A 12,117-nucleotide genomic window follows, 5' to 3' on the forward strand; every position below is an offset into this window, starting at 1 on the left:
GCTTGGGGGCAAGACTCCCGCTCAACGAGTGTCATCAACGTGATGGCCGGGTACAGCTAGGCTCGACGCTCATGAGCACCTCGCCCAGCCCCGCCGGCCCCCTCACCGCCGACTTCGGGCTGACCGAGGTGTCCGCCGACTCGCTCTCGCCGTGGTCGCCGGTGCACCGCGCCGTGTCCCCGGGCGGTCGCGCCGTGGTGGTGAAGAAGATCGCCGAGCGCGCCGACGCCATGGCCGCCGTGCTGCTGCACAACGAGTCCGCCTCCGCGCCCGGCCGCCTCCAGGATGCGGGGGAGTGGGACGCCTTCGCCCGCGCCTACCTCGCCCACGTGGACCTGACCGAGAGGGAGCGCGAGCTCTGGCCGCACGCCGTGGACCACATGCTGTGGGAGGAGGGCACCTGGGCCCTCGAGGACAACGACGCCGACGCCTGGGCCGACCCCCGCCAGGGCGGCTACCTGCGCGGTCTCACCGTCGCGACTCCGGAGGACTTCCCGCTGCCGCGGTGACCTCCTTGCTGCGGCCTGCCGGGTCTGGGGGCTGAGGTGGCCCCGGTCCTCGGCGTTGCGTGTATCAAAGGTGGGCTGAACCGGGGTGAATCGGGGCGATCCGACCCAGGTTTGATACACGCAAGGGCTGCGCCGGGGCCGTAGGGCGCCGTGGCGGCCCTGATTCACGTGATTCTCGGGCAAGGGGGTTGCATCCGGACCTAGGTACAAGGTGTACTTAGATACGTGACATCGCTTCCCGACGACGGCCCCGCGCCTCACGCAGACCACCGCCCCTGGCCTTCGGGCTGGGTCCGGGCGGCCCTGGAGCCCGCCATCCTGGGTGCGCTCCTGGGCGGGCCGCTGCACGGGTACGGCATCGGGCAGGTGCTCGCCGCCCGGGGCTTCGGCACGCTGCGCGGCGGCTCGCTGTACCCAGTGCTCGCCCGTCTCGAGGACGCCGGCCACGTCACCACCCACTGGGTCGAGGGGCAGAGCGGCCCCGGCCGCAAGGACTACGAGCTCACCGACTCCGGCCGCGCCGAGTACGCCGAGGCCGTCGCCTCGTTCCAGGCCCTGGCCGCCGCGCTCGCCGGCCTCGGCGACCAGGCCGACACGTCGGACGCCGTCGCAGGATCGGCCGGCGCAGGGGCTGCCACCACCGGCGCCACCGCTCACACCACCGGCACCACCGAGGAGGGGACATCATGAGCACGCAGGCAGATCGCATGAACCACCAGGACAGTCCTGCCCGTCGCGGCCGCATCGCCCGCCGTTCCGCCTCCGGGGCCTCCATCTCCCGCGCACTCCGCGACCTCGTGGACTCCTTCGCTGACGTCCGTGGCCGCGAGGAGGACGCCGACTGGGCCCGCCGGGCCGACGGGAACCTCGCCGTCGCACAGGTCACCCCTGCGCACCGTCACCGGCTGCTGGCCCGCGCCCACTCGGTCGCCGTCGAGGCGCAGGAGTCCCTGGACGAACTCTTCGGCCTGCCGGAGGACTGGGCCGCGGAGGTCCAGGAGGAGGCCGCCGCCGAGGGCACCTCGCTCACGGACTCCTCGGCCACCTCGGCAGCGGACGTCTTCTCGGTCGGCTTCGTGCTGGCCTCCGTCGCCTCCGTCCTCGCCCTCGTCCTGACCCTCATCGCGGACGGACTCACCACCGACCTCTCGCTGGGCCTGTTGCTGCTGCCGGCGGTGATCGGCCTCGGCGGCGTGGGCGTCTTCTGGGCCTGGGACAGACTGCAGCGCCGGCTGGCCTCGGTGGTCGCGTTCGGCGTGGTCCTGGTCCTGGCCGGAGCCCTCATCGCGCTGACGGCTCTGGTGATGCTGGCTCTCGGCGAGGTCCTCTTCGCCGGCATCAGCAGCTTCCTCTGGCTCGCACCCGCCGCGGTCTACGCCGCCCTGGCTTGGCTTGCCGCCCGGGCCCTCCCGGACGCTGCAGCGGACCAGGGTGCTACCCCGCAGACGGACGACGAATGGGCTGCCCGCCTCGCCTATCTCCTGCGCTCCCGCGCGGACGTGCCGGAGCACCGCGTCACGGAGGCGGTCGCGGAGGCCCGCGCCCACACCGCGGAGTCCGGCGCCACCCTCGCCGAGGAGTTCGGCTCCCCGGCCTCCTACGCCGCCCGCATCCCGCACGATCGCGTGCACCACGCCCGCAACCGGGCTGCCGTCCTCACGGTCGCCATGGCTCTGGTGGTGGGCATGCTGTTCGGCGTCCTGGTCCCGTCTGGGGACGTCTCCTGGGTGCACTGGCTGGTGGTGGCCGGCACAGCCGTCTCTACCGGCTTCGCCTGGGCCGGCGCCCGCTCCGCCGCTCGCGACGCGCGGCAGGCTCGCGCAGCCGGGGCGTCCGCCCGCACCACCACCGGCACCGCAGACACCACCGAAGGAGACACCCGATGAGCACCGCCGATGCCCGCATGGAGGACCTCCTCACCCGCTTCACCAAGGCCCGCGGACTCGAGTCGGACAGGCGCTGGGCCGAAGAGGCGTTCGCACGCTTCGTGCTGGACGACGTCCGGGAGAACGTGATGGTGCGGGAACTCGAGGAGGCGGTGGCCGTCGTCGAGGCCTCGGGCACGCGCCCGGAGAAGCTGTTCGGTCCGGCTGCGGACTGGGCCCGCTCCCGCCGGGACGAGCTGGCCGAGGACGGTGAGGCGGTGCTGGCCGTGGAGTCGCCGCTGACGTGGCGGGCGGTACCGGGCAACGCGCTGCTCATCAGTGCGCTGTTCTCGGTCCCGTTCGCGGTGGTCATGGCGTTCGACGGCCTCACCCTCGACTACTCCTGGCCCCACCTGCTGATGCCGCTGGTGCTGGGAACGCTGATGGCGGTGGTGATCACGGTGTGGTCGCGCACGATCCTGCGCCGTTCCTTCGCCGCGTCCGTGGGGATGACCGGTGCGGTCACGGTGTTCCTGGCGGTCGGTGCGGCGCTGCTGTTCACGGGGTTGCAGGACGTTGTGGCGTTCACCGGGTCTGTGGCGTGGCTGCTGGCCGTCGTGGGCGCCTACCTGCTGTTGGGGCTGCTCGGCTTCCGGCTGCTGCCGCGGGACGAGAACACCGGGGACGCCTCGGTCCAGGAGATTCCCGACGACGGCACCTGGGCCCTCGTGCTCGGCGGCACCCTGCGTGGTCGGTTGGGCTACTCGGACGAGCGTGCTCGGCAGATTGTCCAGGAGGCCCGTTCGCACGCGGAGGCCTCCGGCCGGACGCTGGCGGAGGAGTTCGGCACCCCCGCGGAGTATGCGTCCCGCTTGCCGGCGGACACCCGGCGCAAGCAGCGACTCTACGCGGTGCTGCTGACCGCCGTGGCCGCGTACTGGGTGGGGATGCTCGTGTTCGAGTGGCTCTCCCCGGAGGAGACGGTGCGGTGGTGGCGTGTGGCCGGAGCGGTGCTGTTCCCCGTGCTGGCCGGTGTGCAGTGGCGCGGCGCCGGCCGTGACGCCGGCTGAGGTTGGCGCTGAGGCGGCGGCGGGGCCGTCGTCGAACCTGCCGATGCGCGGTCGCCTCTGTGCGCAGGCATAGGCGGACACAGGGCCGCCCGCTAGGCTCACGCCCATGGAATCGTCACAGCGACGCACACGCCGTGCCCGACGCGGCGGCACCCGACGACGCCCCGGCTTCTTCCGGAGGCTGGTCGGGATCATCGCCGTGCTGGTGGGTCTGGCGGTCGCTGTCGGCGCGGTCTGGGTCCTCAAGGACATCGGCGACCCGCTGCGCGAGGCCGCGCTCGCCGAGGACTACACGCAGATCTTCGCGTGGCTCGGCGGCGGCCTGATGGCCTTTGTGGTCTCGCTGCTGCTGATCTGGGGCGGCATCCGCGTGCAGCGGCCGTAGGGGGAGAGGCGTGTGGAGCCGGGGCGCCGGCTGGGCCGGGCAGACGCGAAGAAGGCCTGTGGACAACTCTGCGGGCCGGCTGGTGACCTGGTTCACTGGTCAGTGACCGGGTGACGGGCCCGGTCCGTCTGACCGGGAGGGGACCCGATGCAGCAATCCAACGCTGTCGCGCGCCTTGAAGCCGACCGTGAAGCCGACCGCGAAGCGGCTCGCCAAGAGGAGAAGCCGGACGCGCCAGACGGGTACGACTGGGTCACGCCGGAATCGTGGGAGGAGCGGAGGTCTGCGGCGAGTGGCTGCAGGGTCTTCGGCTGGATCCTCATGGTCGGCACCGTGGTCGTCGGGGGCTTTGCACTGCTTGTCAACCTTCTGATGGGCTTCATGGCCGCGGCAGACACGGGCGACTGGTCGCCGATGGTCAGCCGCATTGCTCCGATCCTGGTCATCGGGCCGGCGCTGTTCTTCCTCGGGGTGCACATGACGGTCTATGCCCGTCGCTGCCGATGGCAGATGGCGTTCGCGGCGGAGACGGGGCTGATCCCCGTGGTGAAGGCGCGCTGGGACTTCGTGGTGTCACTCGGCGTCTTCGGCGCGACCCTGGGGGCGCTCCCGTTCGAGCAGACCGTGAAGTGGGCACTCCGTGTCGTCCAGGATCCGGAGAGGACTCTCTCACCGCTCGGCCTGGTGGTGGGCATCGGCATCCCGGTCCTCTACATGGGTGCCATGGTGCTGCTCATCCGCTGGGGGACTCGACGGCAGCGACGCTGTCCTCCGCTCGGCGACCGCGATCTCGCCGCCGTCGCCCCGCCTCCGTGGCTGGTGGCCGGGGCTGCGGGGCTGGAGGTCGCCGCCATGGTCGGCGTGATGGGCGCCGTGCGCGAGTGAACGCGGGCGCGGTGGCCGGCCTGAGCGCCCGCCTCCCATTTCGCTAGCGAAATGGGAGGGGCCCGACGGCCGGGATCAGAGGCTGTCCTGGTCCCGCAGGTCGGCCTCGCGGAGGTCGGCGATCAGCTCGAGGACGCGCTCCAGGAGCTCGTCGCGGAGGTCGGCCATCATGTCGCGGGGCACCTCGAGCACGGACGGCCGAGCGAACACGGGGATCTCGTGGCCGGGGTCCATCGGGTCGTCGGCGTAGGAGCGGCCGTCGTGGGGCCAGTGCTTGAGCCAGGAGAACACGGTCTCGTCGAAGGGGGCGTCCGAGCGGGGCTGGCCGGCGGCCATGTCCGGCTGGGCGCGCGGCCCGTCCTCCTCGTCATAGGCGGGCACGCCCGCCTCGCTGACTGAGAGGTCGTCCGCGAAGTGGATCTGCTGCAGGGTTCCGTCCTCGGCATCCCAGGCGGTGCGCATGACGCCGAGCTCGTTCCAGAGCCACGGCAGGGTGAGGCGGAGGGCCTGGCTGCGGGTCGGGATCCAGTCCTCGTCGGCGAGGTGCTCCCTGAGGGTGGCCGCGTAGGCCGGGGACGGGTCGAAGGAGCCGGTGCCCTGGGGGCGGTTGGGGTCCTCCGCATGCGTCTCGACGGCTGCCAGCACCGATTCGTAGCCCTGGTCGTCCCGGTGGTCGAACACGGAGGCGGCGAGGATCCCACGGTCTTGGGCCAGTGCGCGATGCGCCCCGGCGATCGGCTCGAACATGTGAGCGAAGGCGCGGATCGTGCGGATCTTGTCCTGGCGGGTCGGGTGCTTCGGGACTGAGCCGTCAGAAGCAGCGGCGCCGGAGGCGGCGTCTTTGAGAGTGGTGGGCGAGCGGCGGTCGGTGAGGTCACCGTCCATGCCGCCGATGGTCTGGAGCACCAGGAGGCGGCCGTCGAAGACATCGAACGCGGCGCGGAGCCGGTGGTCGGCCTCCTGCGGGTCCGCGCCCGCCTCGGCGAGGTCATGGGCGGCGCCCGTCAGGTCGATGGTCGCCTCCACGAGCCGGTCGGCCTGGGCGTAGGCGAACTCACGGCGGGAGACGCCGTTGTCCGACTTGGCGATGCGGATGGCCCGTTCGCCCAGGTACACCGCGATGATGATGGCGATGACGGCGGAGACGGCGGTGACGATGTCCGCGATGTCGATCGCGCGATCCCAGAAATCCATGGTCTGAGAATAGACCTAGAACTGCCCCGGTAGGGGCTGTCCGTGGACTGGGGTTGCGCGGCCGAGCTGCCGCTTCCCATTTCGCTAGCGAAAACGCCTAGGGGGTCTTGGAGCCTTCCGCCCCCTCGCCCGCCTCGAGCGCCAGCAGCCCCTGCGGGGTGAAGCTCACGCGGCTGCCGGGGCGGGAGTCGATGCGCCGCAGCACCTCCACCAGCCGGGCCCGGTACTGCTCGCGCAGCTGCTCGGGGTTGGCGGGGTCGGAGATGTGCCGGAACAGTCCGCGGGCGGTCTCGAGGTCGCGCAGCTCGGCATCGGAGATGCCGGAGTCGCCGATGAGCCGCACGCGCGCGTCGCACGCCAGCACCGCCTGCTTGAACGCGTCCACGGCCTGCCGGTAGGAGGCCACGTCGTCGGCGGTCAGCTGCCGGTCCGGCACGGACTCGATGAGGTCCCACTCGTCCGCGGCGCGGCGGGCGGCGCCGTCCATGGCGCGGACCTCGGGGATGTCCCGGTTGTGGAACTGCGGGTACTTCAGCTGCAGGTCGAAGTCCATGTCATAGGAGGCGACCTTCATGGTCATCTCCTGGTGCAGCCCACGCGCCTGCTCACGGCGGCGGGCCAGTGTGCGGTGTCCGTCCCAGCCGTCTCCGGCCGGATTCCCGACGACGGTCGCGCCCCTCCCAGCGGAGGGCGCCGTCGGAAGGTGAGGGGCCGTCGTCGTGGACGGGAGCGGTGAGTCACCGTGGGCGCCGGGGTCGAGCTCCCGCTGCCGGGCTGCCTCGAGGTGCTTCTTCCGGGCGGCGTCGGTGGCGTAGGCCGGCAGGGGCGGGCGCTCGGGGTGGAGGCGGTCGCCGTGGGGAACCTTGTTGTCCGCCCAGTGGCTGAGGTGGTGTTCGAAGTCGACCCAGGAGGCGAGGTCCTCCTCAGTGACGGGGGCCTGCGCGTCGGCGATGAGCCGTTCGGCAGTCGGGGTGTCATGGCAGTGGAGCTCGACGATCCGGACGATCTCAGCGACGGCCCAGCGGTAGTGCTCCTCGGTGCGGTCGTGGATGCGGCGGCGGCGCAGGTCGGTGACCTCGGACCAGGCGTGCCGGCCCGAGAGGTGGGCGGCGTCCAGATGGCCGCCCTGCCCTTTGGCGGCATTCAGGCTGCCGATGGCGCCGGTCTCCTCGATGTTGACGGCCGCCTCCTCGACCCTCGCGCGGCGGGAGGCCACCTGCCGCACCACCGTGCCGAGCACCTTGGACTCCTCGGAGGCGGCGGCGGTCTCGGCCAGCCACCAACCGCGGCGCCGTGCGGCGCGCACCCAGCCGGCGGCGTCCTCGTGGCGATCGTTCTTCAGGGCGTGGCGCAGCTCGCGCAGGGCCTGCCGGAAGTGAGTCTGCCCCTCCTGCCCCATGTGGACGCTGACGTCCAGGGCCGGCTTCTCCTGGAACTGCAGGCCGCCGTAGAAGCGGTGCTCACGCCAGTGGAGCACGGCGCCGATCCCCAGGAACCCGACCAGGGCGAGCAACGCGATCCAGATGACGATCTCCATGCAGGTCCTCTCTGCTTCGGGCGGCGGGGCGTGGCGGTGTCCGGCCGGGGCGGACACCACGAGTCTGCCAGGTGCGGCGGACAAGGCGAGGCGGACGGGAGGTGCCTGGCCCTAGGGTCGGAGACATGGGCATCCCGCCGTACCCGTCGCAGGGCTCGACTCCCGGCCCGTACCCGCAGGGGAGTACGCCCCGCATCCGCCGGGGCCTGCCAGGCCGGAGCCCGTGCGGGGGGACCGGCAGGGACGCGGGTCGCGCCGCCCGCGCCGCCCGCGCCGGCTGTCTGATCGCGCTGGGTCGGTGGCGCTGCCAGCGCTGCCGCTGGTGGGGTTCCTGACGTTCCTGGTGTGGACGAAGGGGCCGTCCGAGGCGGCGACCGTCTACTCGCTGATCACGGCCGGCCTGCTGGCGGTGCTGGTCGGCGGGTTCGCGCTGGGCCTGGTCGTCTCGTGGGGCCGCAGGGCGGTGCCGCCGCCGATGCCCGGTGAGTGGATGACCGCACGGCAGGGCCGCCGGGCCACGGAGCCGCCGCGGCGGGGCGTGAAGCTGGCGGCGTTCGTGTTCGGCATGGCGTGGGTGCTGTTCGCCGCGGGCTTCCGGGCGGTCGCGTTCCTGCGCGACCTGCTCCCCGGCGGGGGAGGCCTGCCCCAGGGCGCCGCCGAGGGGCTCGGCTTCAGCGTGGTGTGCCTGCTGCTCGCGGCCGGGCTGGCCGCCCTGGGCACGTGGTTGGTGCTGCGGCACCGGGACCGGCGGCCGCGGTGCTGACTTTGCGCTTGGGCCGTGCCGAGTGCTTCCCGACGACGGCACTCGCCTTCGTCTGAGACGTCCACCGCCGCGGGGCTGGCTTTCCACAGTGGCGCTGTCGTGTCCGCCGCCCTGAATAGTCTCATGAACCATGAGTGGGAACACCCGGAGCTTTCCTTCCAAGGGCGCGGTCCGTCGTGCAGGATCGACCATCCGCGCCTTTCAGCGAGGAGAAGCGGGGCTGCACGAAATGGACAGCGCGCTGACGGTCATCGAGGAGCACCGGGCCCGGCATGCCCTCCCGTTGGTCAAGGTGAACAACGGCCTCCGCAGGTTCTGCCGCAGTCTGGAGATCGACGGTGAGGTCACGCAGCGCCTGAAGAAGGTCCCGACCATCACGGACAAGCTGATCCGTGAATCAGGCTTGGACCTGTCCCGGATGCAGGACATCGGCGGCTGTCGTGTGGTGGTCAGTGACGTCCAGCAGCTCAGGCTCTTGGAAGCACGCATCCGGAAAACGTGGAGAGATCGCATCAAACGATCCAGCGACTATGTGTCCGAGCCACGGGAGTCCGGTTACCGGGCCGTCCATGTGGTCGTGGAATGGGACAGCTGTCTCGTGGAGATTCAGCTCCGCACTCCGCCGATGCACGCGTGGGCGCAGCTGGTCGAGCGGCTGTCCGGCATGACCAGGACCAATCACAAACAGGATGGGACGAGCATTCTGCAGAGGTACCTGGCGGTTGTCTCGCGGATAGACGCGTTTGCCGAGGGGCTGGCCCCAGAACCGTCTCAGGAGGACCTTGACAGCCTGGTCTACCTTGGAGAGGAGGCCATGCGTGTACTTCGCAAGGCTGGGCTCTGAAGGGAGGCGAACGGTGGAACCAGTGATCAACCACTACCTGCTCGTGTTCGACCACGCCCGTGACGAGCTGATCGATGTCGTTGAGTTCGGAACGGATGTGGAGTCCGCGACGGCGGCATACAGCGCCCGCGAACGGCAACATCGAGAGGACGGGCACATCGACATCGTGCTTGTCGGCTCGGACTCTCTCGAGACCGTGAAGATCACGCACTCCACGTACTTCGCCGGAGCCTCCAAGGTCGATCTGCGCAGCCTTCTTCGCCTGGACGAGCTCACCGCCCACCGAAGCTGAGCCGCCCGCTCACTCCCCGGTCTGCCCGTCGATCTGCTCGCGCAGCAGGTCCGCGTGCCCGTTGTGGCGGGCGTACTCCTTGATCATGTGGGTGAGGATCCACCGCAGGGATACGTCCTGGGCGCCGCCCCAGGCCGGGTGCGTGCGGGCGAGCGCTGCGGCCTCATCGTCTCCGAGCAGGTCTGTCACGATCGCCTGGGACTTCGCCACCGACTCCTCCCACAGTGCCCGCAGCTCGTCGGCGCCGTCCTGGTCCGCGGAGTGCCAGTCCCAGTCCGGGTCCGCGTCCCAGTCAACGTCCACCCACGGCTGCGTCGTCGGCCTTCCCAGCGCCGTGACCTCGAACCAGAAGAACTCCACGAAGGCCAGATGCTTGAGCATCCCGCCGAGGGACATGGTCGAGGCGTGCCCGTCCACCGTGCGGCGCAGCTGCTCGTCCGTGAGCCCCTGCGTCCGCCACCGGAACGTGGCCCGCTGGAACTCCAGGAACCCGAGGAGCGTGCCGGCCTCGCCAGCAGCGACGGCGGGTTCGGGCCGGCCGTGCTCGTCGAAGCCCAGAAACGCACCGTGCGGGACGGCGGGGACCAGGGGAGCGGGCTGGTCTGAGGAGCCCTGCCCCTCATTCCCGACGACGGCACTCGCCTCCGCATCGGAGGGCGCCTGGTTCTGGGGTGTGGTCATGGGGTGAGGGTAGATCAGTGAGCGGCGACGGGGGAGAGCTAGCTCACTATCGAGTCGGTTGTGGATGCAAGAATCGAATGCATGAGCGGATCGGCCTCGTCCTCGCAGAACCGTCAGAACGACCTCGTACCGGGTGTGTATGAACGACTCGAAACCAGGCAGGTTGCCAAGAACGTGGCGGAGGCAACGATGCTGTCTCCCACGTTCTCCACGGTGCCGGACGAAGCACTTCCTCAGCACCTGACCACGCACCTCACGGGCCTGATCCAGCACGCGTTCGAAGGCGCCTCGGCCAGGACACGTGAACAGCAATTGTCTCTGGCGGCACGGGTCGTTGACGCTCTCGGGGCGGACTATGAACTGGACAATCTCGTCGATGACGGCAAGATCCGTGTGCTGCACGAGCTGCGCCGGGCTCAAGAACCCATGGCGCCCCCGGCCGAACGACCTCAGACTCCGTTCTCTGATGTCGCTTTGCTGACGAATGGTCAGGCAGAACCCAGCATCGGTTCGGAGGTGAGGTATGAGTTGGCTTCCGCGGATCGTGTTGACCTGCTGTGCGCGTTCGTGAAGTGGCACGGACTGAATCGCCCCGGGTCTGGTGGAGGCTCTGATTCAACGGAAGGATGCAGAGCATGCCAGCACCACGGAAGTACCCCGACGAGCTCCGCGAACGCGCCACGCGGATGACCATCGAAGCCCGCCAAGACCCCGCCACGAGGTCTGGAGCGTTCCGCCGAGTCGGTGAGCAGCTCGGGATCAATCCCGAGACGCTGCGGAACTGGGTGCGCCAAGCCGAGATCGACGGTGGCCACCGCCCCGGGATCACGACCAGCGAGGCCTCTCGTGTGGCCGAGCTGGAGAAGGAGAACCGTGAGCTGCGGCGGGCCAACGCGATCCTGCGCTCGGCATCGGCTTTCTTCGCGGCGGATGCTCGAGACGCCCACAGCGCTGATCGTGGACTACATCGACGACCACAAGGACGAGTTCGGTGTCGAGCCGATCTGCGCCACACTCTCCGCAGCGGGCACGCAGATCGCACCGAGCACGTACTACGCCGCGAAGACACGTCCTGTCTCGGCCCGCCGTCTGCGCGATGAGCAGCTGCTCGCTGAGATCCGCCGGGTGCACGAGGCCAACTACGGGGTCTACGGGGCCCGGAAGGTCCACGCGCAACTGCGCCGCGAGGGCATCCAAGTTGCCCGATGCACGGTCGAGCGGCTCATGCGTGCCGCAGGGCTGCGCGGTATCAGCCGCGCGAAGGGTCCTCGCACGACAGTCCCGGGCCGGGGACCGGATTCTCGCGAGGATTTGGTGCAGCGCGACTTCACCGCGGCGGCCCCGAATCAGCTGTGGGTTGCTGACATCACCTACTGCCGCACCTTTGCCGGGTGGGTGTATGCCGCGTTCATCATCGACGTGTTCTCCCGCCGGGTGCTGGGCTGGCAGCTGTCGAAGTCGCTGCGCACGGACCTGGCGTTGGACGCGTTGGAGATGGCGTTCTGGACGCGTCAGCGTGCCGGCCAGGACGTGGCCGGGCTACGGCACCACAGTGATAGAGGAGCCCAGTACGTCGCGGTGCGCTACACCCAGCGGCTGGCCGAGGCCGGTGCAGTCGCCTCGGTCGGCTCGACGGGGGATTCTTACGATAATGCCCTCGCCGAGGCGTTCAACTCCCTGTTCAAGGCGGAGCTGATCCGGAACAGGGGCCCGTTCAAGTCCATCGAGGACTTAGAGATCGCGGTCGCGGAGTACATCGACTGGTTCAACCATCGTCGTGTGCACGGCGAGATCGGGCTGGTCCCTCCGGTCGAGTTCGAGGACGTCTACCATCATGAGAACCCCGTGCCGGCGCCTGCCGGGGCGGCACTTGCGAGCCTCTAACAAACCCGGGGCGATTCATACCGCCGGTGGCATCCTGAGCCCGGAACGAAACCCAGGGCACTTCACGGGGACGATGGTGGAAGCAGCGGTCAGCGATGGCTATCGCGTGCTGTGCATCGAGAAGGATGCGTTGTACGTTCCACTGGTTCAGTCACGGTTGGACCGTTAGCCGAGCCGTGGTCGGGGAGCTTCTGGCGACGAACGATCT

14 protein-coding genes and 1 other annotated feature are annotated in these 12,117 nt (G+C 70.1%); of the genes, 11 read left to right on the forward strand and 3 right to left on the reverse strand.

What is annotated here, in order from left to right; translation table 11 throughout:
* The first annotated feature begins 71 nt into the window (after positions 1 to 71).
* The 6 genes from FM125_RS03830 (at position 72) to FM125_RS03855 (ending at position 4,714) form a co-directional block, all read left to right on the forward strand.
* Positions 72 to 509, forward strand: a complete 438-nt coding sequence (locus FM125_RS03830) for a hypothetical protein (RefSeq protein WP_087133691.1) — start codon at positions 72 to 74, stop codon at positions 507 to 509.
* Positions 510 to 734: 225 nt separating this feature from the next.
* Complete coding sequence (locus FM125_RS03835; RefSeq protein ID WP_087133692.1) at positions 735 to 1,199, forward strand: PadR family transcriptional regulator; 465 nt, start codon at positions 735 to 737, stop codon at positions 1,197 to 1,199.
* A complete protein-coding gene (locus tag FM125_RS03840) occupies positions 1,196 to 2,395 on the forward strand; it encodes a hypothetical protein (RefSeq protein WP_087133693.1) in 1,200 nt (399 codons plus the stop codon). Before FM125_RS03835 ends, FM125_RS03840 begins: the two co-directional genes overlap by 4 nt.
* The gene (locus FM125_RS03845) at positions 2,392 to 3,444 is read left to right on the forward strand and encodes a hypothetical protein (RefSeq protein WP_087133694.1); all 1,053 of its coding nucleotides are present in this window, start codon (positions 2,392 to 2,394) and stop codon (positions 3,442 to 3,444) included. Before FM125_RS03840 ends, FM125_RS03845 begins: the two co-directional genes overlap by 4 nt.
* A gap of 106 nt (positions 3,445 to 3,550) precedes the next feature.
* Positions 3,551 to 3,829 (forward strand): hypothetical protein, encoded by a 279-nt coding sequence (locus tag FM125_RS03850; RefSeq protein WP_143745211.1) that lies wholly within the window; start codon positions 3,551 to 3,553, stop codon positions 3,827 to 3,829.
* Between the two features lie 147 nt (positions 3,830 to 3,976).
* Positions 3,977 to 4,714: a hypothetical protein gene (locus FM125_RS03855; RefSeq protein ID WP_087133696.1), complete on the forward strand. Its 738-nt coding sequence runs from the start codon at positions 3,977 to 3,979 to the stop codon at positions 4,712 to 4,714.
* A 75-nt stretch (positions 4,715 to 4,789) separates the two neighbouring features.
* Here the strand turns inward: FM125_RS03855 and FM125_RS03860 are convergent, their stop codons facing one another.
* Positions 4,790 to 5,908: a hypothetical protein gene (locus FM125_RS03860; protein WP_087133697.1), complete on the reverse strand. Its 1,119-nt coding sequence runs from the start codon at positions 5,906 to 5,908 to the stop codon at positions 4,790 to 4,792.
* 97 nt (positions 5,909 to 6,005) lie between these two features.
* Positions 6,006 to 7,445, reverse strand: a complete 1,440-nt coding sequence (locus FM125_RS03865) for a hypothetical protein (RefSeq protein WP_087133698.1) — start codon at positions 7,443 to 7,445, stop codon at positions 6,006 to 6,008.
* Positions 7,446 to 7,743: 298 nt separating this feature from the next.
* On the opposite strand from FM125_RS03865, the gene FM125_RS03870 reads away from it, so the two are divergent.
* From FM125_RS03870 to FM125_RS03880, 3 genes are all read left to right on the forward strand, one after another.
* Positions 7,744 to 8,208: a hypothetical protein gene (locus FM125_RS03870; protein ID WP_087133699.1), complete on the forward strand. Its 465-nt coding sequence runs from the start codon at positions 7,744 to 7,746 to the stop codon at positions 8,206 to 8,208.
* 130 nt (positions 8,209 to 8,338) lie between these two features.
* Positions 8,339 to 9,052 carry a RelA/SpoT domain-containing protein gene (locus tag FM125_RS03875; protein ID WP_082740069.1) on the forward strand — a complete coding sequence of 238 codons (714 nt, stop codon included), beginning with the start codon at positions 8,339 to 8,341 and terminating at the stop codon, positions 9,050 to 9,052.
* 13 nt (positions 9,053 to 9,065) lie between these two features.
* Positions 9,066 to 9,344: a hypothetical protein gene (locus tag FM125_RS03880; RefSeq protein ID WP_067191534.1), complete on the forward strand. Its 279-nt coding sequence runs from the start codon at positions 9,066 to 9,068 to the stop codon at positions 9,342 to 9,344.
* Positions 9,345 to 9,353: 9 nt separating this feature from the next.
* On the opposite strand, the gene FM125_RS03885 is transcribed toward FM125_RS03880, so the two are convergent.
* Entirely contained in the window at positions 9,354 to 10,025 is a 672-nt protein-coding gene (locus tag FM125_RS03885) for a DinB family protein (protein WP_082740066.1), read from the reverse strand.
* Between the two features lie 81 nt (positions 10,026 to 10,106).
* Between FM125_RS03885 and FM125_RS11705 the strand changes: the two genes are divergently transcribed.
* Together FM125_RS11705 and FM125_RS03890 are read left to right on the forward strand one after the other, a co-directional pair.
* Complete coding sequence (locus FM125_RS11705) at positions 10,107 to 10,715, forward strand: hypothetical protein (protein WP_141756329.1); 609 nt, start codon at positions 10,107 to 10,109, stop codon at positions 10,713 to 10,715.
* Positions 10,661 to 11,909 (forward strand): IS3 family transposase gene (locus FM125_RS03890; protein ID WP_087133700.1). Its coding sequence is split into 2 segments (ribosomal slippage): positions 10,661 to 10,962 and positions 10,961 to 11,909, totalling 1,251 coding nucleotides; the frame shifts between segments, so codons are not numbered across the junction. The genes FM125_RS11705 and FM125_RS03890 overlap by 55 nt, the downstream gene beginning before the upstream one ends.
* Positions 10,939 to 11,069, forward strand: a sequence feature (AL1L pseudoknot). Its footprint overlaps the gene before it by 131 nt.
* Positions 11,910 to 12,117 lie beyond the last annotated feature (208 nt).

It is taken from the genome of Micrococcus lylae, assembly GCF_900163825.1.
GTDB lineage: Bacteria > Actinomycetota > Actinomycetes > Actinomycetales > Micrococcaceae > Micrococcus > Micrococcus lylae.